The organism is Bacillus sp. JZ105, from assembly GCF_053903125.1.
The window spans coordinates 3,414,653-3,436,802 of record NZ_CP096387.1; the positions used below are offsets into that span (position 1 = coordinate 3,414,653).

The 22,150-nt window shown below is 43.3% G+C and carries 21 protein-coding genes; 7 read left to right on the plus strand and 14 right to left on the minus strand.

The window, feature by feature from the left end; translation table 11 throughout:
* Positions 1–4 precede the first annotated feature (4 nt).
* The 3 genes from M1D81_RS17600 to M1D81_RS17610 form a co-directional block, all read right to left on the minus strand.
* Entirely contained in the window at positions 5–868 is an 864-nt protein-coding gene (locus M1D81_RS17600) for a 3-hydroxybutyryl-CoA dehydrogenase (RefSeq protein WP_041108180.1), read from the minus strand.
* Positions 868–2,061 carry an acetyl-CoA C-acetyltransferase gene (locus M1D81_RS17605; RefSeq protein ID WP_456266189.1) on the minus strand — a complete coding sequence of 398 codons (1,194 nt, stop codon included), beginning with the start codon at positions 2,059–2,061 and terminating at the stop codon, positions 868–870. The genes M1D81_RS17600 and M1D81_RS17605 overlap by 1 nt, the downstream gene beginning before the upstream one ends.
* A gap of 103 nt (positions 2,062–2,164) precedes the next feature.
* Entirely contained in the window at positions 2,165–4,276 is a 2,112-nt protein-coding gene (locus tag M1D81_RS17610; RefSeq protein WP_456266188.1) for a heterodisulfide reductase-related iron-sulfur binding cluster, read from the minus strand.
* Positions 4,277–4,419: 143 nt separating this feature from the next.
* Between M1D81_RS17610 and cls (M1D81_RS17615) the strand changes: the two genes are divergently transcribed.
* The 3 genes from cls (M1D81_RS17615) to M1D81_RS17625 all read left to right on the plus strand — a co-directional run bounded on the left by cls (M1D81_RS17615) (position 4,420) and on the right by M1D81_RS17625 (position 6,919).
* The gene (cls, locus tag M1D81_RS17615) at positions 4,420–5,616 is read left to right on the plus strand and encodes a cardiolipin synthase (protein WP_456266187.1); all 1,197 of its coding nucleotides are present in this window, start codon (positions 4,420–4,422) and stop codon (positions 5,614–5,616) included.
* A gap of 12 nt (positions 5,617–5,628) precedes the next feature.
* Entirely contained in the window at positions 5,629–6,591 is a 963-nt protein-coding gene (uvsE, locus tag M1D81_RS17620) for a UV DNA damage repair endonuclease UvsE (RefSeq protein WP_456266186.1), read from the plus strand.
* Positions 6,592–6,664: 73 nt separating this feature from the next.
* Positions 6,665–6,919, plus strand: coding sequence for a general stress protein (locus M1D81_RS17625; protein ID WP_456266185.1), 255 nt, complete (start codon positions 6,665–6,667; stop codon positions 6,917–6,919).
* 29 nt (positions 6,920–6,948) lie between these two features.
* Here M1D81_RS17625 and M1D81_RS17630 read toward each other — a convergent pair whose 3' ends face one another.
* The 4 genes from M1D81_RS17630 to cls (M1D81_RS17645) form a co-directional block, all read right to left on the minus strand.
* Positions 6,949–7,947 carry a S66 family peptidase gene (locus tag M1D81_RS17630; protein ID WP_456266184.1) on the minus strand — a complete coding sequence of 333 codons (999 nt, stop codon included), beginning with the start codon at positions 7,945–7,947 and terminating at the stop codon, positions 6,949–6,951.
* Between the two features lie 86 nt (positions 7,948–8,033).
* Positions 8,034–8,276, minus strand: a complete 243-nt coding sequence (locus tag M1D81_RS17635) for a hypothetical protein (RefSeq protein ID WP_456266183.1) — start codon at positions 8,274–8,276, stop codon at positions 8,034–8,036.
* 151 nt (positions 8,277–8,427) lie between these two features.
* Positions 8,428–10,143 (minus strand): ABC transporter ATP-binding protein, encoded by a 1,716-nt coding sequence (locus tag M1D81_RS17640; RefSeq protein WP_456266182.1) that lies wholly within the window; start codon positions 10,141–10,143, stop codon positions 8,428–8,430.
* 105 nt (positions 10,144–10,248) lie between these two features.
* On the minus strand, positions 10,249–11,766 hold the full coding sequence (cls, locus tag M1D81_RS17645) for a cardiolipin synthase (protein WP_456266181.1): 1,518 nt from the start codon (positions 11,764–11,766) through the stop codon (positions 10,249–10,251).
* A gap of 136 nt (positions 11,767–11,902) precedes the next feature.
* On the opposite strand from cls (M1D81_RS17645), the gene M1D81_RS17650 reads away from it, so the two are divergent.
* Positions 11,903–12,874, plus strand: a complete 972-nt coding sequence (locus tag M1D81_RS17650) for a S66 family peptidase (protein WP_456266180.1) — start codon at positions 11,903–11,905, stop codon at positions 12,872–12,874.
* Between the two features lie 582 nt (positions 12,875–13,456).
* Positions 13,457–13,672 carry a hypothetical protein gene (locus M1D81_RS17655; protein ID WP_456266179.1) on the plus strand — a complete coding sequence of 72 codons (216 nt, stop codon included), beginning with the start codon at positions 13,457–13,459 and terminating at the stop codon, positions 13,670–13,672.
* A gap of 146 nt (positions 13,673–13,818) precedes the next feature.
* Here the strand turns inward: M1D81_RS17655 and argS are convergent, their stop codons facing one another.
* The 5 genes from argS to speE form a co-directional block, all read right to left on the minus strand.
* The gene (argS, locus tag M1D81_RS17660) at positions 13,819–15,492 is read right to left on the minus strand and encodes an arginine--tRNA ligase (protein WP_024426363.1); all 1,674 of its coding nucleotides are present in this window, start codon (positions 15,490–15,492) and stop codon (positions 13,819–13,821) included.
* The gene (locus M1D81_RS17665; protein ID WP_003215400.1) at positions 15,489–15,911 is read right to left on the minus strand and encodes a DUF1934 domain-containing protein; all 423 of its coding nucleotides are present in this window, start codon (positions 15,909–15,911) and stop codon (positions 15,489–15,491) included. The genes argS and M1D81_RS17665 overlap by 4 nt, the downstream gene beginning before the upstream one ends.
* 124 nt (positions 15,912–16,035) lie before the next feature.
* Positions 16,036–16,383, minus strand: a complete 348-nt coding sequence (locus M1D81_RS17670) for a hypothetical protein (RefSeq protein WP_456266178.1) — start codon at positions 16,381–16,383, stop codon at positions 16,036–16,038.
* A 79-nt stretch (positions 16,384–16,462) separates the two neighbouring features.
* Positions 16,463–17,335 carry an agmatinase gene (speB, locus tag M1D81_RS17675; RefSeq protein ID WP_075621567.1) on the minus strand — a complete coding sequence of 291 codons (873 nt, stop codon included), beginning with the start codon at positions 17,333–17,335 and terminating at the stop codon, positions 16,463–16,465.
* 69 nt (positions 17,336–17,404) lie between these two features.
* On the minus strand, positions 17,405–18,235 hold the full coding sequence (speE, locus tag M1D81_RS17680; RefSeq protein WP_025093862.1) for a spermidine synthase: 831 nt from the start codon (positions 18,233–18,235) through the stop codon (positions 17,405–17,407).
* Between the two features lie 224 nt (positions 18,236–18,459).
* Between speE and M1D81_RS17685 the strand changes: the two genes are divergently transcribed.
* Positions 18,460–20,529 (plus strand): transglycosylase domain-containing protein, encoded by a 2,070-nt coding sequence (locus tag M1D81_RS17685; RefSeq protein WP_456266177.1) that lies wholly within the window; start codon positions 18,460–18,462, stop codon positions 20,527–20,529.
* A gap of 124 nt (positions 20,530–20,653) precedes the next feature.
* Here M1D81_RS17685 and M1D81_RS17690 read toward each other — a convergent pair whose 3' ends face one another.
* Both M1D81_RS17690 and M1D81_RS17695 read right to left on the minus strand, forming a co-directional pair.
* Positions 20,654–21,172, minus strand: a complete 519-nt coding sequence (locus tag M1D81_RS17690) for a YwhD family protein (protein ID WP_024423769.1) — start codon at positions 21,170–21,172, stop codon at positions 20,654–20,656.
* 12 nt (positions 21,173–21,184) lie between these two features.
* Positions 21,185–21,841: a site-2 protease family protein gene (locus tag M1D81_RS17695; RefSeq protein ID WP_456267089.1), complete on the minus strand. Its 657-nt coding sequence runs from the start codon at positions 21,839–21,841 to the stop codon at positions 21,185–21,187.
* A 113-nt stretch (positions 21,842–21,954) separates the two neighbouring features.
* On the opposite strand from M1D81_RS17695, the gene M1D81_RS17700 reads away from it, so the two are divergent.
* Positions 21,955–22,140 (plus strand): 2-hydroxymuconate tautomerase, encoded by a 186-nt coding sequence (locus tag M1D81_RS17700; RefSeq protein WP_106029520.1) that lies wholly within the window; start codon positions 21,955–21,957, stop codon positions 22,138–22,140.
* Positions 22,141–22,150 lie beyond the last annotated feature (10 nt).

Genomic DNA, 22,150 nt, shown 5'->3' on the forward strand with positions numbered 1-22,150 from the left:
CCCCCTATGAGTGGTCGTGGTATGTGTAAAAACCTCTCTTTGTCTTTTTGCCCAGCCAGCCTGCATTCACGTATTTTTTCAAAAGAGGACAAGGCCGATATTTGCTGTCTCCAAGTCCCTCGTGAAGGGTATTCATAATAAATAAACATGTATCCAGTCCGATGAAATCAGCTAGACGAAGCGGCCCCATTGGATGATTCATCCCAAGTGTCATCACGCCATCAATGCTTTCTGCATCTGCTACGCCTTCATACAGGGTGTAAATAGCTTCATTGATCATTGGCATCAATATGCGATTTGATACAAACCCCGGGAAGTCTTCCACTTCAATTGGGGTTTTGTTTAATGTCTTCGCTGTTTCATAAACAACTTGATATGTGTCATCACTCGTTTGCAGTGCTCGAATGACTTCAACGAGTTTCATGACAGGAACCGGATTCATAAAATGCATGCCAATCACTTTCTCCGGTCTGCTCGTCACAGCTGCTAATTCTGTGATCGACAAGGAAGACGTGTTTGTCGCAAATATGGCCTCAGCCTCTGCAAATTGATCAAGTGTTTCAAAGATTTGTTTTTTCACACTCATTTGTTCTGATGCGGCTTCTATGACTAAATGAGCCTGCTGCATGTCTTTTAAATCTGTGGAAACGGCAAGCCGCTGCGTAATATCTCGGACTGCCTGATGTGCCAGCTTTCCTTTTTCTGCCCGCTTCGTCAGTTGTTTGGTCATGGAGGAGATCGCTCGATGAATCTGCTTTTCTGATACATCATGGAGCAGGACTGTATAGCCCGACTGAGCAAACACTTGGGCAATGCCTGATCCCATTTGACCAGCCCCAACGACCATAACGGTCTCTTCTATACTCATCAATAAACGCCTCCCTTTTCATCTACCTTTATCATGATGGCGTCTCCTTGACCGCCTCCGCTGCAAATCGCCGCAATGCCAATGCCTCCGCCTCTTTGTCTTAATGCATGAATCAATGTCAATATCACGCGTGTTCCGCTTGCCCCAATCGGATGACCGAGTGCAACAGCCCCCCCGTTGATATTCATTTTCCGCCGGTCGATCCCGGTTATTTTTTCACATGCCAAAGCCACAGCTGAAAAGGCCTCATTGATTTCAAACAAATCAATATTCTCTAGGCGCTTTCCTGTTTTCTCTAAAAGCTTCTCGATAGCAAAGGCTGGTGTTTTCGGAAAATCCTTCGCCTCTACAGCAACCTGAGCATGACCGAGAACGACTGCCATTGGCTTTACGTCATGCCGTGCAGCATACGTGTCTTTCATTAAAAGGAGCGCACTTGCACCATCATTGACACCTGGTGCATTTCCAGCGGTGATGGTCCCCTTCTGATCAAAAACAGGCATGAGCTTAGACAGCCGTTCATATGACGTATCACGCCGCGGAGACTCATCTTCTGTGATCAGCCGTTCTCCCGTTTTTATTTTGACGGTGACGGGGGTGATTTCATGTTGAAAAAAGCCGTTTTTTTGCGCTTCGATGGCCCGTTCATGACTTCTGAGTGCCCACAGATCCTGCTCTTCGCGCGTGATGCCGAGCTCCTTTGCAGCCATACTTCCATACTCACCCATATGAACGCCTGTAAACGAACAGGTTAACCCATCTAAAATCATCACATCTTGTACTGCACCATCTCCCATTTTGTAGCCCCACCGCGCTTTTTTTAGCAGATAAGGAGCGTGAGACATGGATTCCATACCGCCCGCTGCGATGACCTCAGCATCTCCGGCTCGAATGATTTGATCTGCTGCAGTCACACTGCGCATTCCGGATGCACAGACTTTATTGATGGTTTGTGTTGGAACAGACCAAGGAAGATCAGCATATCTTGCTGCTTGCCTTGAAGGAATCTGCCCTTGCCCTCCTTGTAAAACACTTCCCATGATGACCTCATCTATTTCATGAGAACCCGAAACTCTTTCCAGTGCAGCCTTGATCGCTATACCGCCTAGTTCTGCGGCAGTCAAACCACTGAGAGCACCGCCTAGTTTTCCAAATGGTGTTCTTGCTCCAGATACAATGACCGTCGTACTCATATATGCCCCTCCCCGTTTGTTACCGCTTACATATCATTTAGGCAGCTGATGAAGCAGCGCCATGGATAAGCCGATGAATATCCTATTCATCGGCCTGTCATGTTTACGACACCTGCTTTCCAGGCTCACCAAACACTGATTTTTCAAGAAGTTCGGCGACATCAAATGTGCCTACCTGCTCCTCTACTTCCTTCGCCTTCGTCCCATCTCCCAGCATCGTTAAGCAATAAGGACACCCTGAGCTGATGATGGACGGCTGTACCTGTAACGCCTGCTCCGTTCGTGCAGTGTTAATCCGCGTACCCGTCTCTTCTTCCATCCACATTAAGCCCCCGCCTGCTCCGCAGCACATACCAGTTTCACGATTGCGCTCCATTTCTTTCAGCGTCACACCAGGAATGGCTTTTAAAATGTCTCTTGGCGGGTCGTACACTTCGTTATATCTGCCTAAGTAGCAAGAGTCGTGGAAGGTAATCACTTCGTTTACTTCATGTACAGGTGTTATTTTCCCTTCTTTCACTAACTCTGCCAGTAATTCTGTATGATGGTACACTTCTGCCTCAAGTCCGAAGTCTGGATATTCATTTTTAAATAAGTTGTAGGCGTGTGGATCAATCGTGACGATCTTTGTGACGCCGTTTTTCTGGAATTCTTCAATGTTTTTTGCAGCAAGCTCTTGGAATAAAAATTCGTTTCCGAGTCTTCTTGGTGTATCACCTGAGTTCTTCTCTTTATTGCCTAGGATCGCAAAGGATACTCCCGCTTCGTTGAGGAGCTTTGCAAAGGCAAGTGCAATCTTTTGGCTACGATTGTCATATGCCCCCATTGAACCAACCCAGAATAAATAATCAAAGGTTTGCTCTGCTTTTTTCAACTCTTTCACTGTCGGCACATGCACATCTTCTCTCAGTTCACGCCAATTTTCTCTTTCTTTCCGGTTCAGCCCCCACGGGTTCCCCTGGCGCTCAATGCTTGTCATGGCACGCTGTGCATCTGCGTCCATTTTTCCTTCCGTCAAGACAAGATATCTGCGCATATCAATAATCTTATCAACGTGTTCATTCATGACAGGGCATTGGTCTTCACAGTTTCGGCACGTCGTACATGCCCAGATTTCTTCTTCTGTAATGACCTCTCCAATAAGAGAAGGATGATATATCGAGCTGGCAGCCGACTCTTCCGCACCTGCTCCTCTCGCCTGCAATGCCAGCTGGTTTCCTGTTGTCTGCTTGAAGGCAAGCTGCGGGACCCAAGGTGTCTTTGATGTAATAGCGGCTCCTTTATTGGTTAAATGATCTCTTAACCTTAAAATCAAATCCATCGGAGACAGCATCTTCCCTGTCCCTGTTGCCGGGCACATATTCGTGCAGCGCCCGCATTCCACACAAGCGTAAAGATCGATGAGCTGAGACTGACGGAAGTCTTCAATTTTCCCCACACCGAAGGTCTCTTGTGTCTCATCTTCAAAATCGATTTTTTGCAGCTTGCCTGGCGGGTCTAATCTGCTGACAAATACGTTCACAGGCCCTGCAATCAGATGGGCGTGCTTTGACTGCGGAACATATACTAAGAATGTCAGCAAAATAAGAAGATGCACCCACCATGCGGCATAAAAAACAATCGCAGCCGCAAGAGGTGAAATTCCGCCCAGCAAGAAAGCAATACCAGAAGCGATTGGCTCAATTGGTGATAGAGAGTGTCCATGCCAGATGATGTTCATGCCGTTCCCAAGTAAGACTGTCAGCATTAAGCCGCCAATAAATAAAAGCACTAGACCTGATTTGAAGCCTCGTTTTAAACGGACAAGCTTCTCCACGTATCTTCTATGGAAAGCCCATACAACGGCCACTAAAATGAGAAGTGTGACAATCTCTTGGAAAAACGTAAAGACGCCGTACACCGGACCTAAAGGAAGCCCGCTGTCTGGAATAAGCCCCTTCAGAATAAAATCAAGGGCTCCGAACTGTACGAGGATAAATCCGTAGAAAAACAGCACGTGAATGATGCCGCTCTTCTTGTCCTTTAACAGCTTCTTTTGCCCAAATACATTGACCCAAACACGCTCTAAACGTTTCTTCATGTCTTGTTGAAACTCTTCTTTTTTACCAAGACGAATATACGCCGCTCGTGTTCGAATGAGATAAACAAACAAATACACTGCGTAAGCGGTCACCGCCGCAAATGCGATCAAGTTGATGATTAAAAGGCTATTCATCTTGCTCCCCCTTTCATTCCCCAAAACCCACTTTGTTCCGTTTCCATGTTGTACCTCTATCATAAATAATGAATGAGTATTCAGTCAATATTTTTTACGCGTTTGGGTACACTATTGAAATATGCAAAAAAGGAGGAAGTTTCATGATCGCATTGATCATCCTACTCGTACTCATTGCCATCGTTTTGCTCGTGATGTTAGACCTTTATATGGGAAGGAAATATTTTTCTACTCACGCATTTGAAAGGTCTTTTGACCAAACAAGCGGCGATGCCGTTTTTTATCATGATGGCGAACCATTTTTCGATCAGCTGCTTACCGATATACAGCAAGCCTCTTCTTCTATTCATATGATGTTCTTTATTGTAAAGAACGACAAGATTGGTCAAAGGGTCTTACAAGCTTTGAAAGCCAAAGCAGAGCAAGGAGTTTCCGTCTTTTTGCTGACCGACCGATTAGGCTCCTATCCGTTTGATCAAAAGGCGATTGACATGCTAGAAAGAAGCGGCATTCAATTTTACTTTTTAAATAAGCCTCGTTTCCCTTTTTTGATTTACCGTCTAAACATGAGAAATCACCGTAAAATAACGGTGATTGATGGGAAAATTGGCTATATTGGCGGATTTAATATAGGTGATGAATATGTCGGGAAGAAAGGCCGGTTTGGCATTTGGAAGGATTATCATTTGCGGATGACTGGACAGGTTGTCGCAGATCTCCAGCATGTATTTCTGAATGATTTGTACCGTTCGTCTGGCATTCATCAGCTGCAATATGAGGTTTTCCCTGCATTGGAACCGGGAACATTACAATGCACAACACGTGCGACTGCCGGCTTTTCTTTAGAAGCTTTATTTCTTCAAGATATTCAGCAGGCGAGGAAACAGATCATCATCTGTACGCCTTATTTTATTCCATCAGCCCCTCTTCTGAAGGCGCTGCTTGATGCACGAAAGCGGGGCGTCACAGTTGAAATCATCCTTCCAATGAAAGCGGATCATCCACTTGTCAAAGAGGCTGGCTTTCATTATTTGAAGGACCTGATTGCCTCTGGATGTCTTGTTTATCGTTTTTATAAAGGGTTTTATCATTCGAAAGCCATTTTGATTGATCACAGCCGCTGTATGATTAGTACCGCGAATTTTGATAAACGCAGCTTGTTTTTAAACGAAGAAGTAGATGTGGCCATTGATGATCCCGCTTTTACTGTACACGTAGAAGAAAAGATTCGGGAGCATATGGAGGTTTCTGAGATCCTGACAGAAGAAACATTGTCAAAGCGTCCGCTTTTCACTCGGCCGCTTGAGTGGGTTGCCGCCATGTTCTCGTATTTTTTATAAAGGAGATGACCTATGCGTTATCGATTTGGTTATGTATCCAATGCCGTCACCTTGTGGGAAGCTTCTCCTGCCAAGTCGCTGACCTTTGCAAGATACAGCAAGCTCGCTAAGGGAGAAAGAAAAGAGGCTTTATTGCGAACAACGAAGGCCAATCTCGTGAATACATTAAGAACGCTTTATTTCGCCATTGCTCATGATATCCCGCTTTACCGTTTTTCAAGCTCGATCGTCCCGCTCGCGACCCATCCAGAGGTGCGCTGGGACTTTGTGACACCTTTTCACAAAGAATTTCTTGAGATCGGCAAGCTGGTGAAACGGCACGGCTTACGGGTCAGTTTTCACCCCAATCAATTCACCTTGTTTACTAGCCCCAAACCTTCCATTACAGAAAATGCCGTCATCGATATAACGTATCATTATCAGATGCTTGAGGCGATGAAGCTCGAAAAGGAAGGCTACATGAACATTCATGTAGGCGGGGCTTATGGCGATAAAGAATCGGCTCTTCAACGCTTTGATGAAAATATCAAACAGCTTCCAGCTCATATCAAAGCGAGAATGACACTTGAGAACGATGACAAAACATATACGTCGCTCGAAACGCTTGGTGTATGTGAAAAGCATGACATTCCGTTTGTTTTTGATTACCATCATCACGTGGCAAATAAAGATGATGATACCGCACTCGATGACATCCTGCCAAGAATGTTCGACACTTGGACAGAGACTGGCATTCCGCCCAAAATCCATTTGTCTTCCCCTAAATCAGAAAAAGCTATACGCAGTCATGCAGATGGAGTAGATATGCATTTTGTCTTACCGCTTTTTCAAGCATTAAAACCGTATGGCCGGGATGTAGATTTCATGATTGAAGCAAAATTAAAGGATCAGGCTCTGCTCCGTCTAGTCGAAGAGCTGTCTGCGATAAGGGGCAATCGGCGGACGGGCGGAGGAACCATTGAGTGGAAATCATAGAGAAAGGTTTATATCTGGGCAAATGGGGGTAACTAAGCTATTGTGAGAAAGTAATTAACAGGAGGATATGAAGATGTCTCAAATCTATTCAATCCGAATCACTGCGAAAGCGTTGAATTTACATAAGCTTATTTCTCTTTATGAAAAGTGCCAGCAGGCTCAGCATCGTTTATATGTGTATTCTAAAAAAACAATGTGCAGCATTAAGAACATCGTAGAGCTTGAAACCTTCAGGCTCACTCATTTAGAATCTGACTACTTAATTGTCGTAGAGGGGAAAAAAGCGCAAGACCTCCTACAGCCATTTGAAAAAGAGAAGGTTTCATAAAGAAGAGCAGCCGCGGGCTGCTCTTTTTCTTATATCCACTCTTTAGTTAACCAAACTTGTTTAGAAGCAGCATCCATTTTCACTTGTGCCCCGATTGGCATCGTAAGCATTGGGTGCGTATGGGCACAGTCAAAATCAGCGATGAGCGGTTTTTTTGTCTCTCCAAGCACCTCAAGTAAAATCTCGTAAGGTTCTTTGCCCGTTCCTTCATCATCAAACAGCTCATGTTTTCCTAAAAGAATCCCTGATACCCGTTCAAACACTCCATTTACTTTCAATAAAGAGAAATTCTTTTCTACAACAGAAGCGGTTTTCATGCAATCTTCAATGAGGAGGATGTCTCCGTTTTGGATGGCTGGCATGAACTCACTTCCCCATATGCCGTACATCGCATTCAAGTTCCCACCGATCAATCTGCCTTCCGCCTGTCCCTCTATGACGCACAACCAATCATTCGGACGCTGCTTTTTGTCACGCGTCTTTTCTTCCCAATTGATTCGTTCGTCTGTCCAAAAAGGCGGTTTTTCAATCTGATAAGGAATGGTTTGATGGGACATCAGGATGTCCTCAAATGACTGATATGTATTATTAACAAACGGTTCAAACTCGCCAAAAGAAGGAACAAGCGCCGGCCCGTAGAAAACAGGCAGTCCCGTTTTTTCGTACGCCGCTAGAAGAATCGCTGTCGCATCTGAATAACCGATCATGATTTTCGGATGTTGTTTCAGCAGGTCAAAATCAAGATAAGGAAGCAAACTATTTGAATTCGTCCCGCCAATCATTGACATGATGCACGCCAAGTCCTCTCCAGCCATCAGCTCATTCAGCTCATCTGCTCGTTCTTTAATTGTACCTGACCGGTAGTGATCCTCTTTCCCGGTTAATGATCCTGGAACCACAATGAATCCTTTTTGCTCAAGCCACTTCTTCGCCCGCTCATACCTAAGAGGCGAGGTCGCTGATGCAGGACTAGAAGGTGAAAATATACCGATCTTATCGCCCTTTTGTAATCGCCGAAGCCCCTTCATTCCATCAGATCCTTCCTACACGCATTTTTTCTATCCTAACAAAAAAAGCCCTTTATCAAAAGGCTACTGAACGAATGAAAATCTTTTCAAAAAAATATTTTAAAAAAGCCAAGTAATACGAGAGTAAAACTAATAATCAATGCTATCGATATTTTGACTTTGCTTAAAAAACTGTCTATAACGTTTACAAAAAGGTGAATGCCAAATAAAATAATCCCAATATAAAAGAATACTGGGTTGATTCCAGCTGGAATGATCAATATAAATAAACCAACAAGAGTCACGTAGTGAATGCTTTTCAGCATGAATGTTTTTGCTGTTTCGCTCAAACAACCCTCTCCTTTTGGATTTAATTTCCTTAAATTATATCAAAATTCCATTTAAATGGTGATTTAAATATTTGCAGGACGAACCTCTTTTTATTATCACATGTAAAAAAATGAGTCTAACTCAATAGCTGAACTCATTTACGCCTTACTATCAATGACCAAACTGCGCTTCATGCAGTCTGCTGTACACGCCGCCCATTTGGATGAGGTCTTGGTGGCGGCCTTGTTCTTGGATGCCTTGCTCTGTCACGACGATGATACGGTCGGCGTGTTTAATTGTTGCCAGGCGGTGGGCAATGACGAGTGTTGTCCTGCCGACAGCCAGTTCGCTCAGTGCATCCTGTATAGCTTTTTCTGTTTCTGTATCAAGTGCTGATGTAGCTTCATCTAAAATAAGAATCGAAGGATTTTTTAGGAACATCCGCGCAATTGACAAGCGCTGCTTTTGACCGCCTGACAATTTGACGCCGCGCTCGCCTATCACCGTATTTAATCCTTCCGGGAAACGCTGAACGAGTTCCTCTAAATGTGCACGACGTACAGCCTCCCAAATCTCTGCATCGCTGGCTTCTAGGTTGCCGTATGCGATGTTTTCTCGAATGGTGCCTGAGAATAAAAAGACATCCTGCTGCACAATGCCGATCTGCTGTCTTAAAGAAGACAGGGTCATCGCTTTTGTACTTACACCATCAATCGTAATCTCCCCTTTATCCACATCATAAAAACGTGGCAGCAAACTGCAAATCGTCGATTTCCCGGCTCCTGAGGGACCAACAAACGCAACGGTTTCTCCTTGTTTGATCTTCAAATCGATATCCTTTAACACATGGCTGTGCTCATCGTAGCCGAATGTTACGTTTCGATATTCAATTTCACCTTTCAGTCCGAATACATCACGAGCTCCCTCTGTATCCTTCACATCTGGCTCTGTTTCAAGTAAATCGACATAGCTTTTAAAGCCCGCAATTCCTTTTGGATACATTTCAATCACTGTGTTGATTTTATCAATCGGTCTGAATAAGACGTTTGTAATGAGAACAAACGCGATAAATCCACCTGCCGTTAATTGACCCTGCAGAACAAACCATGTCCCTGCCAGAAGGACAAACAGTGTCACAAGACGTGTGAGAATGTAACTGATTGAGCCGTTAACCGACATGATTTTATATGAAAGAAGCTTCGCTTTCCGAAAGCGGTTGTTGTTTTCAGCAAAACGCTTTTTCTCAAAATGTTCGTTGGCAAAGGCTTGAACAAGACGAATGCCGCCAATATTGTTTTCAACCCTTGCGTGAAAGTCTCCAATGTCATTGTTCAGCTGTGTAATCGCCTGCGTCATCTTCTTATTAAAATGAAGGGCGAGCCAGATGATGACAGGCATGATCAAGAAGGTTAAAATAGCAAGCTGCCAGTTAATCATCAGCATGACAGCAAAGGCGCCAAGAATCGTCATAATTGCAATAAACAAATCCTCAGGTCCGTGATGAGCCACCTCACCAATGTACATGAGGTCATTTGTCATCCGAGACATAAGCTTACCCGTTTTGTTGTTATCAAAGAACTTAAATGAGAGACGCTGAAAATGATCAAACAGCTTCTTCCTCATATCTGTTTCAATATTGATACCTAACATGTGACCCCAGTACGACACAATAAACTGCATCACCGAGCTGAGTGCATAAATGATAAACAGAGCAAGTGCGGTCCAGGCAATGACCGTCCAATTCCCTGTTGGTAATAATGTATCAATGAAGTAGTTCACGATCAGCGGGAAACCAAGTTCCATTAATCCAACTGCGACAGCGCAAAAGAAATCTAAAAAGAACAGACCGCGATAGGGCCTGTAATAGGCAAAAAAGCGTTTTAGCATATGTAAAAGAACCTCATTTCCTCTATAATTGATAATCATTTTCAATTATAGAGGAATCCTCTTCAAAATACTAGATCAGGAAATGATTTCATTGACTGGAAATCCTCATAATACGCCAGAAAACAACCGGGCAAATGATTCCTTCAACCGCTCTTTTAAGCCTCTTTTATAAAAATGTACAGGACCCATTTGCTCACATTCCTTCATATCTTCCTCATAGTGGGCCATCAATTGCTCAATTGGCTTTTTCGCAGCTGTAAAGACATTGACCTCAAAATTGAGCTGAAAGCTTCTCATATCGACATTGGCGGTGCCGACAGAGGCGAGTTCTCCATCAGCAATCATCACCTTTTGATGCATAAACCCTTTTTGATAGTGATACACCTTGATGCCCTCTTTTAGAAGCTCAGAAAAATAGGATCTTGTGGCATATTGCGTGAGAAATCCGTCATTGATCTCCGGTACCATCACCCTCACATCCACCCCTCTTGTGGCAGCGATTTTGAGCGCCGTGCGAATCGATTCGTTTGGTACAAAGTAAGGTGTGGCAATCCAGACAAATTGTTTCGCATTAGAAATGAGAGCATCATATAAATCACTCATACTTTCTTTCATATCAGGTCCAGTTGGTACAACCTGAATGACATCATCGCCTGTCACAGAATGCGGCGTATGATACTTCGGATCATCAATTAATACTTCATCTGATACATACTCCCAATCCAGCATAAAAACGGAGTAAAGGGTCTGAACAGCCTCACCCTTTAACATAGCATGCGTATCACGCCAAAAGCCGATCTTTTCATCCCGTCCTACGTATTCCTTGCCGACATTTAACCCGCCGACAAACCCTGTCTCTCCATCAATAATGACGATTTTCCGGTGATTTCGGAAATTGAATTTTTGATTAAAGAATCCATATTTTAAAGGTAGAAAAGGAGCGACCTTGACCCCTGCCTGCTTCAAGCGTTTAATATCTTTTCGGGAGAAGCGGATGCTGCCTGCCGCATCATATATGAAACGGACCTCTACCCCTTCTTTCACTTTTTCAATCAAAATCTCCATCATCCGGTGGCCGAGGAAATCGGATTTGAACATGTAATATTCAATATGAATGAACGATTTTGCCTTTTTTAGCTCTTCAAAAATTCTGGGGAACGTCTCCTCCCCATTCTTTAAAATCTCCATATCACTATTTGTGTTCACATGCATGCCTGTTGCTTTTTCTGTGTATTGAAAAAAACCACGCTGATTATCGGTTAAACTTGATTCATCCGGCTTGCTCTCAAGCTCAGAGATTCTGCGTAATTTCTCGCGGTTATACATTCTCTTTGATTTGAATAAATGACCTTTTACATAGAGCTGCCCTGAGAACAGATAGAACATATAGCCAATGATCGGGAAAAAAATGAGCACATATATCCATAACAATGTGTGCTGTGATGTACGGTTCTCCAGCATGAGTGAGATGATACTAAATAAAATAATGGCGATATAAATCGCTGCGTACAGCTGAATACTCCACGCCGGCACAGTCCACCAATACACCACATATGCCCCGAATATCATAAAATATAAAAATAAAAATTCCAGTCTTCTCTTTTTCACATTCTCCGCCCTCATTCTGTCTTTTTCTCTTCCATACCCTTTGCACAGCTTGTATGAAACGCACGACCCATTCCTTTCTCCTAGCCTTTACAGACTTGCGCTATTTATCCGATATAATAGAGAAATATGTGATGGAAAGGAAGATTTGTTTATGCATACACCCTCACTTTTAAAAAAAGGCAGCCATATTCGTGTCATTGCCCCAAGCCGAAGTGCCAGCATTTTATCAAAAGAAGGAATTTCTCAAGCGAAAAAACGTTTAGAGTCTTTAGGTTTCACTGTCTCTTTGGGAAAGCATGTGTTTGAATGTGACCTTCATTCCTCATCGTCTATTGAACACCGCTTGTCTGATCTGCATGAGGCGTTCAAAGATAATGATGTCGATGGTATTTTGACATCCATCGGAGGCTTTAACTGCAATGAGCTTCTGCCTTATATTGATTACGACTTGATCCGTCAGCATCCTAAAGTCCTTTGCGGCTATAGTGACATCACTGCACTTGCCAGCGCCATTACAGCGAAATGTGATATGGTGACATATTCTGGTCCCCATTTCTCAAGCTTTCAAATGGAGCAGGGACAGGAGGAGCAGACCGCTATGTTTCAAGCTTGCTTGATGAACGGCGGCGAACCGTTTGATGTGATTCCTTCGACAAAATGGAGTGATGACGCGTGGTATCTAGATCAAGCGAACAGGCAGTTTCATCCGACGAAATGGAACATATATCAGGAAGGAACAGCTGAAGGCACCTTGTTTGGCGGAAACCTTTGTACACTGAACTTACTGCAAGGGACATCGTTTATGCCGAATGTAAAGGATGCCATCTTATTTGTGGAAGATGATGAGCTGGTGTTCCCTGAAATGTTCGCCAGAGACCTTACCTCCCTCTTGCAGCATGCAGAAACAATCAAAGGGTTGATCATCGGACGCTTTCAGAAGAAATCCAACATGACAGAGGAACATTTAAGATTCATCCTAGATAAGCATCCAATGCTCAAACACATCCCAGTGATTTACGACGTCGATATCGGACATACACAGCCAGTCTTCACTTTCCCGATTGGCGGAAACGTTCAGCTAACGTGTAAAAATGGAGACGTGAAGCTGCGCATTCATTCATAACAAAAAGCACCGCATATTCGGTGCTTCAGCGTGTAGACAAACCCTCGCATTCTTTGTCAGTCCTGCGCGCTGGTGCTCACGAATGTCAAATTCGCTCCGCAAAAGTAGCCGTCCTTCCTAGACTTCAAAGGTTTTCTATCACGCTGAAAAGAAGACAAAGGGCTAAAATCAAGATCATTTTAGCCCTTTGTCAACAATCTGAAACACCGCATATTCGGTGCTTTTTTCTATGCCACCATCTTTTTTAATATTTTTTTAGAAAAAGTGATCCAACCTTCCATCCCCTCCGTTAAGTAGATGTAAAAAGAAAAGAGAGGAGGCAAAAACATGTTCTCTGATGTACTTAGCCAATTATTTGATTCTATCTCTAACATTATCAACACACTTGGATAATTTTCAAAACCCGCTTTCTACTAAAGGATAGCGGGTTTTTACATATTTTGAGTGGATGAGATTGGTTGTTCCATTAAATAAACCTAGAACACTGCCTTCTATGAGCATGTTTCTGTTAAGTTATTTAAACAAACCTAATTGGATGCTATAATCTATTAAAGGAATATATTAACTATTCGAGGAGATATCATGAAAAAACGTTTGATTGGTTTGTTTTTTATTACTCTTTGTATTCTTGGATTAAGTTCCACTCCAAATCGTCTCACTCTTTCTGAAGAAGAATTAGATCAAAAGGTGATACAAGTATTAGACTCGTTATGGAAAGAGCATGGCTTGTTACATTATCAAATCGTTAAGACAGATCCCACAATTTCCATCGGCATCAATACTTCAAAAGATATTTAGCAGGTTTGCAGTCTGTATTAGAAAAGAAACTTCCTAAACAAGCCTTAGAGGATTATGAAATTGAGATTTTCCAGAGAAATAAAAATGATATACACGTTGAATGACAAAAAACCCACTCCTATTTCCGAGTGGGTTTCTGCGTGTTCTTACATCTTCTCCGGAGCCGATACACCAATTAGTTTTAATGCATTCGCAAGCGTGATTTGTGTTGCTTTCATGAGTGAAAGACGTGCTGTTGTTTTTGTTTCGTTTTCTGCGTCAATGACCTTCTCGGCATTGTAGAAGCTGTGAAGGGCTGATGCCAGGTCATAAATATAGTTCGTCACGCGATGTGGAATACGCTTTTCAGCTGCTTCTGCTACAACTTCTGGGAAGCTGCCAATGATTTTCAGAAGATCGTATTCTTTTTCCGATTGAATGTGAGAGAAATCGGCTTTTTCAAGGTTCGGTTCATAGCCTTTTTCTTCACCTTGACGCAGCATGCTGCAAATTCTCGCATGTGCATATTGTGCATAGTACACAGGGTTTTCGTTAGACGTAGAAATCGCTAAATCTAGGTCAAAGTCCATATGTGTCGCCGCACTTCTCATCGCAAAGAAATAACGAGTCGCATCTAAGCCGACTTCTTCAATAAGATCACGCATTGTGACGGCTTTTCCTGTACGCTTACTCATCTTCATCTTTTCGCCGTTTTTGTAAAGATGCACAAGCTGAATGATTTCTACTTCAAGCTTGTCAGCTGGATATCCAAGTGCTTGGATCGCCGCTTTCATCCGAGGAATATAGCCGTGATGGTCCGCTCCCCAAATGTTAATGAGCTGGTCAAAGCCTCTGTCCAATTTGTCTTTATGATATGCGATGTCTGGAAGCAGGTAAGTGAAGCTGCCGTCTTTTTTAATCAGCACACGGTCCTTGTCATCACCAAAATCAGTTGAACGCAGCCATGTTGCGCCGTCTTCTTCAAAGACATAGCCTTTTTCACGAAGTGTTTCCAGCGCTGGTTCGATTTTTCCGTTTTCATATAAAGAGGTTTCTGAATACCATACATCAAATGGCACACGGAAATTCTCAAGGTCTACACGTAATTTCTCTAATTCGTATTTCAAGCCGTATTCACGGAAGAACTTCATCCGCTCTTCTTCCGGTTCATGAACGAAACGGTCACCAAATTCATCCGCAAGCTTTTGTCCGATACCTTTGATGTCTTCTCCTCTGTAGCCGTCTTCAGGCATTTCTTTTTCAAGACCGAGTGCCTCAAAATAACGTACTTCTACAGATAAAGCGAGGTTATTGATTTGATTTCCTGCATCGTTGATATAGTATTCACGGCTCACATCGAACCCTGCTTTATCAAGGATGTTGCAAAGGGAATCTCCTACAGCTGCACCGCGGGCATGTCCAAGGTGAAGGTCACCTGTTGGGTTGGCTGAGACGAATTCGACTTGCACCTTTTGACCGCCGCCTGTATTCGTTTCGCCATAAGCTTCTTTTGCCTCAAGAACAGCTGGAATGAGCTTTGTTAAATACTGATTGTTCATATAAAAGTTAATGAACCCTGGACCTGCGATATCCAGTTTTTCAATGGAAGCTTTCCCTTTATCAAACGCATTGACGATGTCCTCTGCGATTTGACGTGGTGCTTTTTTCGCAATGCGGGCAAGCTGCATCGCCATGTTGGTAGAGTAATCTCCGTGAGTTTTGTCTTTCGGCACTTCTAAAAGGACATCTGGCACCTGGCTTTCATCGGCAAGTCCTGCTTTGACGACTGCCGCTATGATTTCTTCTTTTAACGCATCTTTGACCTGTTCTGCGATATTCATGAACGTAAATCCTCCTTATACGAAATCGATAATGTATGTAAATGCTTTTGATCTTCTCCTGTCAGCATATCGTACGTAATGTGCAGCAGCCCCTTGTCCACATCGAGATCAATACCATGTGTGTGCACATCTAGCTGAAGTGTACCGAATGGCATCGTGTAATGTGTGACGGTCGTTTCTCCAATGAGAAAGCGCTGCTTCATTTGAATAGCCCCTGATCTCATCACAAAAATTTCTTTTTCACTCATTTTCACAACGGTTTTTACTTGACCCATTTCATGTTCTTCATGGTAAGTGAGATACGTTTTGTCATTCTTCTCTTGGTACGTTCCAGTCGTGCGGAATTCGATCGTTTCAGCCGGCTCCGTCTCTGGTTTCATCACTGACTTTACATGAATTGAAATTTGGTTTTGTGTCATTTTGCACTTCCTTTGCTAAGACCCGTTTAACTAAAATAGTATACCATAATCATGATCGCCTATCATCCCATCATTTCTCTTCTTCACGGCGATTAAACTTCGTTTTTCATCTTCAGCCATCCCTTTAGGAAAAAAGAAAAATACAACTGACCACTACGACAAGTCCAGCCTTTACACCTAAGTCTTTTCTTTTCATGAAGTAAAAAAGAGCCTGTATGCCTGAACTTGCCAAAAATGCCTGAAAAAAATCAAATGGTGCGATTTGATCCTTTTTAAAAACCACCTGCATGAATAACGCAATGGCCGTCAGATAGAAAAAGCCTCGATCGTGAAACAGCCCCAGCATCTCTTCCTTTGCTTCCTTCTTTGAAGCAAAAACAGGCGGATCAGCTGCGAGCTCTCGTTTCAATGTGAGAAAGCCTGCCCCTAACACACATAAAGCGAGGAACACCATCAATATTGACGAAAACATGAGCTCCCTCCTTTATTTTTTGACCAATGTAAAAAAAAGAGCTTGTCCACATGAGATGACAAGCTCCTCTATCAACTGATTATTTCACAAATCCAAGCAGCATTTCGCGTAAAAGCTTACTCGCTGTATTCGCTGTTTGGTCAGAGTGATCATATACAGGTGCTACCTCGACTAGGTCTGCCCCAACGACTTTGACGTCAGATCCTGCAATCGCATGAATGGATGCAAGCAGCTCTTTTGATGTAATACCGCCAGCATCTACCGTTCCTGTACCAGGTGCATGAGCTGGGTCAAGTACATCAATATCGATCGTCACATATACTGGACGCCCTTTTAGCTTTGGCAATACTTGCTTCAATGGCTCGAGTACTTCAAATTTAGAAATGTGCATACCCGCTTCTTTTGCCCATTCAAATTCTTCTTTCATTCCAGAACGGATGCCGAAAGAGAATACATTTTCAGCTCCAATCAGTCCTGCAGCTTTACGAATCGGTGTTGAATGTGAAAGCGGCTCACCCTCATATTCCTCACGAAGATCTGTATGTGCGTCCATATGGATGATGGCCAGATCAGGGTATTTCTTATACATCGCACGGAAAACCGGCCAAGACACGAGATGCTCGCCGCCCATTCCTAATGGAAACTTCCCTTTTTCTAAAATGCTGTCGACATACTCTTCAATTAAATCTAAGCTTTTTTGTGCATTCCCAAAAGGAAGTGGGATGTCACCCGCATCAAAGAATGGCACCTCATGCAGCTCACGATCTAAATAAGGGCTGTATTCCTCTAAACCGATCGATACTTCACGAATGCGGTTCGGACCGAAACGTGAACCTGGGCGGTAGCTGACTGTCCAGTCCATCGGCATGCCGTATAAAATGACCTTTGCATCTTCCCATGTCGGATGACTTCCAATAAACACTTTTCCTGAATAAGCCTCGTCGAATCTCATGCAAGATTCCTCCTTTTACGCTTCAAAAAATGCGCAAACCGTCATTTGCGCATGTCCATTTCGCTTGATTTATTTGATTAAGTCGCTCACAAATTTCGGCAGAACGAATGCCGCTTTGTGCAATTCTTTTGTGTAATATTTCGTCTCAATATCAAAGAAACGGCTGTCTTCTACAGCAAGTGGATCATATTTTTTAGAACCGATGGTGAATGTCCAAAGACCGCTTGGATACGTTGGAATATTCGCTGTGTAAAGCTTCGTAATTGGGAAAATTTCTTTTACATCACGCTGTACATTTGTAATCAGCTCAGGTGTGAACCAAGGGTTGTCGGTTTGTGCAACGAAAATACCGTCTTCTTTGAGTGCTTTTGCGATTCCTGCGTAAAATCCTTTAGAGAACAGGTTCACAGCTGGTCCAACTGGCTCAGTAGAGTCAACCATGATCACATCATACTCGTTGTCAGCTTCAGCAATGTGCATAAAACCGTCTCCGACTTTGACATCTACACGAGGATCGTCTAGTTTCCCAGCAATAGAAGGAAGGAATTTCTTCGAGTACTCGATGACCTTTCCGTCAATATCAACAAGTGTCGCTTTTTTCACACTTGGGTGTTTGAGGATCTCACGAATGACACCGCCGTCTCCTCCGCCTACAACAAGAACATTTTCCGGGTTTGGATGAGTGAAAAGAGGAACATGTGCCACCATTTCGTGGTATACAAACTCATCTTTCTCAGACGTCATCACCATGCCGTCTAAAAACAGCATATTGCCAAACTCTTCTGTTTCCACCATTTCTAAATGTTGAAAGTCTGTTTGTTCTGTGTGAAGGGTTTTGTTCACCTTCAATGTAATACCAAAATTCTTCGTTTGCTTCTCTGTATACCAAAGTTCGCTCATTGTTCATCTTCCTCTCATCCAATAATAAACAAACATCTATTGTTAGCGCCTTATATCGGCTTTGACTATATCGATTGTCCAAGAAAAAAGTATAGTGGATTCATATCAAATTGTAAAGAACCGCATGAGTTCTCTTCATTTTTTAAATCGCACCTGCAATCGCTTGTTTAAAACGGTTTTCTTTGTTCCATACTGATAAAAAACCGTCAAAATGGGGGCTTTGCATGGACACAATCATGAGTAATAAAAAAATCCGCATGACCGTGAAAACGATTCGAGCCTGTTTTTTTATTGGCTTGCTCGCTTTTCTATTTGCAGGCACTGTCTTTTTGACGATTCTATTAATAGCTAAATGGCAAGGTCCCCCTTCTGTTCAAGTTCCCCAATCCACGACCATTTATGCAGCCGATGGCTCAAAGCTTGGAGAATCCAGCTTTGGAGAAAAGAGATATTGGGTGCCGCTAAAGGAGATGTCTCCTCATATCAGACAGGCAGTTGTCGCTGTTGAGGATAAAACCTTTTATGAGCATCATGGCTTTGATGTGAAACGGATGGCAGGTGCTGCGATGGCCGATATTCGTGCCATGGCTAAGGTGCAAGGTGCCAGCACGATCACCCAGCAATATGCACGAAACCTTTATTTAGATCATGATAAAACGTGGAAGCGGAAGTGGAATGAAGCCTTTTACACGATTCGTTTAGAACAAAACTATACAAAAGATGAGATTTTAGAAGGATACTTGAACACCATTTATTATGGTCACGGAGCGTACGGTGTGGAAGCAGCGTCCCGTCTGTATTTCGGGAAAAAAGCAAAGAACTTAACCCTCGCTGAATCTGCCCTGCTTGCCGGTATCCCAAAGGGGCCTTCTCTCTATTCCCCTTATGTGAATGAGGAGAAAGCCGGCGCAAGAAAGAATATGATTTTGAGACAAATGCACGAGGATGGCATGATTACGAAAAAAGCAGCCGATGACGCTGCGAAAGAAAAGCTGTCCTATCGCCCTTTGCAAAAGAAGCAGCTGCAAGCAAAGCAAGCCCCATATTTTTATGACGATGTGATTCGAGAGTTGAAACAAAGCTTGGGGTTAACTGAGGAACAGATTGAAACCTATGGGCTTCATATCCAAACGACTCTCAATCCAGAATTACAGAAAATCGCAGAAAAGACGTTAAAAAATACGATGAACTCCAAATCAGAAATCCAAATCGGCTTTGCTGCCATCCATCCTCAAACAGGGCATGTACTTGCCCTCATAGGCGGGAGAGATTATGAGAAAAGTCCATTCAATCGGGTGACACAAGCAAAAAGGCAGCCCGGTTCAACCATGAAACCCCTTCTTTATTACATTGCCTTGCAAAACGGGTTTACACCCGCAACCGTCATGCGCAGTGAGGAAACGGTGTTTGAATTAGATGAACCAGGCAGCGATGCCGCTTATTCACCAAGCAATTATCACGGCTATTACGCCAATGACGGCATTACAATGCTTCAAGCTTTAGCACTGTCTGATAATATTTACGCTGTAAAGACCCATCTATTTTTAGGAATGGAACAGCTTGTACGTGCTGGCAAGACATTTGGAATCAAGGAGAAACTAGATCAAGTACCCTCTCTTGCCCTGGGCACGTCTCCTGTGAAACCCATTGAAATGACGAATGCTTACGCCATGCTGGTCAATGGTGGAAAACGCGTCAAACCAACCTTTATTACGAAAGTAACCGACGCAAAAGGCAATGTGCTTTTTGAAGAGAAACAAAAGCGAGAACAAATCCTCGATGAAAAAGCAGCATTTGTCACCACCGACATGATGTCAGGCATGTTCAATGATCAATTAAACGGCTATACAAGTGTCACTGGCCGCACCATTATAAAGGATCTTACAAGAACATACGGAGGAAAATCTGGGACTACAGGCGCCGACAGCTGGATGATCGGCTTCTCTCCCCAGCTCGTCACAGGTGTATGGACAGGCTATGATAAAGGCCGCACCATTGACTCAGTCGAAGAAACGGCCTATGCGAAAAAAATATGGGCTTCCTTTATGGAATCAGCTCTCTCGAAGCAGCCAGCCTCTTCCTTCATGCCGCCAGACGGTGTCAAAGGGGTATATATTAATCCAAAAACCGGCGACCTCGCAGGTCCAGGATGTGAATCAAAGGTATTCACCTATTTTATAGAAGGAACGGAGCCGACAGGTGTCTGCTATGGTGCTGAGGACAAAGCCTCTGAGCAGGAACCAGTTCAAGATCAAAAGCCAAAGAAATGGTGGGAAAAGTGGCTGAAACGTTAAAAAAGACATGAAAAACCCCGAGATCTGCATCTCGGGATTCTCCATGTCCTAGCTTTAACACCAGTTTACTCAAAAACCGGAGATAATTGGTAGCCATCCGCCAATCTTCACAAAAATTTCACAATTATTCAGGAACAGCCAATCCTTCTTTTAATTCATCTGTTGATGCGTCCCATAGCGCTTGATTATGACCTTTTAAGAAATCAGCCAGCACCTTTTTGGATACGTCATCCATATGACTCACGACGATTTTTCGCTTCATCGATTTATCCATTAAATTCACATGCTCTGGAAGTGACTTATACCCGCGGCGGATCGAACGGTCAACGGTCATTTCACAAGCCGTCACACCTGCATAATAAGGCCCTTCTTCTCTGCGGTCAATCGTCACCCATACGAGCCAATACGGTTTTCCGTTCGGCACTTCTTCTTTTGTTTTCAAAAATTTAATTCCTTTTTCAACGGCACTTCTTGCATGCATAGCACCAATATCAATGACAGCTTCCTTTTCCTCTACATCAATGATAACTGGCGAGATATTATCAAGACTGAGGGCACCTGCCCCAAAGCCTCCATGTCCGTCGGTTGCATCTGTTTTTTTAATGATGTTAAAACCAATTGGTTTCTTCTTTTTACCTTCCATTCTTTAAACCTCCTAAAGCAGCGGCTTCAAAATAAGATTAAACCAGTATATGATTTGATCCCGCATTCCGATCAATGGGCCAAACACAAACTGTCCCAGCGGTGTGATCACGAATATGAGAAAAATAATGATCCCATATTGTTCAAATTGCGTCATTTTCGCCCGGATACGGGGGCTGACGACGTCCTCAATAATCCGATACCCATCCAGCGGCGGAAGCGGCAATAAGTTAAATAGGAACAAGATGACGTTTAAATTAATAAAGATCTGGAAGAAATAATCGATTCCCGGCTCAAAGCGCATGATCCACTCCCCGCCAAATTTCTGAAGAAGCACATACACAAAAAAGCCCAAAAACGCCAGCAACAAGTTACTTAATGGCCCAGCAATGGAGACACAAATCCCTGCTAAACGCGGTTTTTTAAAATGGTAACGATTCACTGGTACAGGTCTCGCCCAGCCAAACCCGGCCACAAAGATCAAAATCGTCCCGAATACATCGAGATGCTTCAGTGGATTTAACGTCAGTCTCCCTTGATTCTTAGCCGTCGGGTCTCCGAATCGGTACGCAACATATGCATGCGCCAGCTCGTGCATCGTAAATGCAACCACAAGCGTAATGGCCACATATGGAATAAGTTCTAATGGATAAACAAGAAATTGGTTCAAAGGCATGAATCCCTCTTTCTTTCTATACAATGATTTACTTCATTCAGTATACTATAAGAAGTCCCTTAAACTAAAGGGAAGCGTAGCATAAAAGGAAAAAGGAGGTTTTCGCCATGCCGATTGTCACCGTTCAAATGCTTGAAGGAAGAACAGACGAGCAGAAAAGAGCACTTGTGGAGAAAGTCACTGATGCCGTTGTTGAAACAACAGGCGCAGGGGTAGAAAAAGTCTCTGTCATTATTGAAGAAATGAAAAAGGAACACTATGCCGTAGCAGGAAAGCGAATGAGCGATCTGTAAGCATAAAAAA

Bases quoted from the DNA above. Each gene is read 5' to 3' on its own strand.
- M1D81_RS17670 (WP_456266178.1), bottom strand. From the start codon at position 16,383: ATGTTTTCGTCAATATTGATGGTGTTCCTCGCTTTATGTGTGTTAGGG.
- M1D81_RS17650 (WP_456266180.1), top strand. From the start codon at position 11,903: ATGCATACACCCTCACTTTTAAAAAAAGGCAGCCATATTCGTGTCATT.
- speE (WP_025093862.1), bottom strand. From the start codon at position 18,235: ATGAGCGAACTTTGGTATACAGAGAAGCAAACGAAGAATTTTGGTATT.
- M1D81_RS17655 (WP_456266179.1), top strand. From the start codon at position 13,457: ATGAAAAAACGTTTGATTGGTTTGTTTTTTATTACTCTTTGTATTCTT.
- M1D81_RS17600 (WP_041108180.1), bottom strand. From the start codon at position 868: ATGAGTATAGAAGAGACCGTTATGGTCGTTGGGGCTGGTCAAATGGGA.
- M1D81_RS17630 (WP_456266184.1), bottom strand. From the start codon at position 7,947: ATGAAGGGGCTTCGGCGATTACAAAAGGGCGATAAGATCGGTATATTT.
- M1D81_RS17605 (WP_456266189.1), bottom strand. From the start codon at position 2,061: ATGAGTACGACGGTCATTGTATCTGGAGCAAGAACACCATTTGGAAAA.
- M1D81_RS17685 (WP_456266177.1), top strand. From the start codon at position 18,460: ATGGACACAATCATGAGTAATAAAAAAATCCGCATGACCGTGAAAACG.
- cls (WP_456266187.1), top strand. From the start codon at position 4,420: ATGATCGCATTGATCATCCTACTCGTACTCATTGCCATCGTTTTGCTC.
- M1D81_RS17700 (WP_106029520.1), top strand. From the start codon at position 21,955: ATGCCGATTGTCACCGTTCAAATGCTTGAAGGAAGAACAGACGAGCAG.
- uvsE (WP_456266186.1), top strand. From the start codon at position 5,629: ATGCGTTATCGATTTGGTTATGTATCCAATGCCGTCACCTTGTGGGAA.
- M1D81_RS17690 (WP_024423769.1), bottom strand. From the start codon at position 21,172: ATGGAAGGTAAAAAGAAGAAACCAATTGGTTTTAACATCATTAAAAAA.
- cls (WP_456266181.1), bottom strand. From the start codon at position 11,766: ATGAGGGCGGAGAATGTGAAAAAGAGAAGACTGGAATTTTTATTTTTA.
- speB (WP_075621567.1), bottom strand. From the start codon at position 17,335: ATGAGATTCGACGAGGCTTATTCAGGAAAAGTGTTTATTGGAAGTCAT.
- argS (WP_024426363.1), bottom strand. From the start codon at position 15,492: ATGAATATCGCAGAACAGGTCAAAGATGCGTTAAAAGAAGAAATCATA.
- M1D81_RS17665 (WP_003215400.1), bottom strand. From the start codon at position 15,911: ATGACACAAAACCAAATTTCAATTCATGTAAAGTCAGTGATGAAACCA.
- M1D81_RS17625 (WP_456266185.1), top strand. From the start codon at position 6,665: ATGTCTCAAATCTATTCAATCCGAATCACTGCGAAAGCGTTGAATTTA.
- M1D81_RS17640 (WP_456266182.1), bottom strand. From the start codon at position 10,143: ATGCTAAAACGCTTTTTTGCCTATTACAGGCCCTATCGCGGTCTGTTC.
- M1D81_RS17610 (WP_456266188.1), bottom strand. From the start codon at position 4,276: ATGAATAGCCTTTTAATCATCAACTTGATCGCATTTGCGGCGGTGACC.